The organism is Roseomonas sp. KE2513, assembly GCF_016107305.1.
In the GTDB taxonomy this organism is placed as follows: Bacteria; Pseudomonadota; Alphaproteobacteria; order Acetobacterales; family Acetobacteraceae; genus Roseomonas.
Window position 1 is genome coordinate 1 of the sequence record NZ_RCVR01000153.1, and the last position, 1,012, is coordinate 1,012.

Annotated in this window: 1 protein-coding gene; it reads right to left on the reverse strand. The window is 65.3% G+C overall.

Annotation, left to right across the window (positions count from 1 at the left end; genetic code table 11):
• Positions 1-26 precede the first annotated feature (26 nt).
• Positions 27-812, reverse strand: a complete 786-nt coding sequence (locus tag D9599_RS30695) for an IS5 family transposase (protein WP_198385127.1) — start codon at positions 810-812, stop codon at positions 27-29.
• Positions 813-1,012: the final 200 nt, after the last annotated feature.

Consider the following 1,012-nt stretch of genomic DNA (forward strand, 5'->3'; position numbering starts at 1 on the left):
TTAGAATTTGTACGCGAATAAATCCCTTACTGCGGCTGGGTTTGGGCAACGAGCCGTCGTGAGATGATGGAGATCATCGCAATCCAGATGTGCCCGGCAAAGAGATCAGGTGCGCGGTCGTACACGATGTTGAGCCGGCGATAGCGGCTCATCCAGGCGAACAGCCGCTCCACGACCCACCTGATGCCGCTCGGCAGGAAGCGCCCCTCCCGCGTGCCGCCGGGCGATACCGAGACGTGGATGTCATGCTCGAGTGCTTTCTCGGCGAAGGGTGCGCCTTTGAAGCCGCTGTCACCAAGCAGATCGCCCTGGAAGCCGAGTGCGGCAAGTCGCGGCAGCATGGGCAGAACGCCCGCGCGGTCGTCCGTGTTGGCCGGCTGCAGTTCGAGATCAAGCAGCGAGCCATGCTTATCGCAGATCGCAAAGACCTTGATGCCCTTGACCAGCTTGCCGCCGTCGATGCCGCGCATCCAGGCAGTCGGGGCTGACCGTAGAGAGCGGCTGTCGGCCACCACCGCCGAGGGCAGAACTTCGTCGCCACAGGCCAGGCGCCAGTCCAGCGCGAGACGCTGGCCCAGCCGGCGCCACAGCCCAAGGCGCGCCCAGCGGGCAAAGTTGCTGTGCAGCGTGGTGAAGGGAACCCCCGAGAGCCAGCCGGCAATGCGCCACTGCATGCCGCCGAAGGTCAGCATCCAGATGAGCCCGATCAGCCGCCGCCGTAGCGTGAGGTCCGGCTTGCGCCCACGGCGGTGCACACCGGTCCGCTCGCGGTCCATGGCCTCCAGCTCGGCCTCGACCACGAAGACGAACACCTCGAGGTCGGCTAGGGCGTCCCAGCCGTCGCCACGGCGAGACTGGGGAACACGCCGGGCAGAAGGCGGAGACAGATCAGCGGTGCTTGGGATGCTGGTGCGAGACATCGGCCCGAGATGGTGAGCCTGGCGTCCGCTTGCGCTTTCCTATGCGCCGGGACAGCCCCCAAGCGCGAACTCATTTTGCGTACAAATTCTTA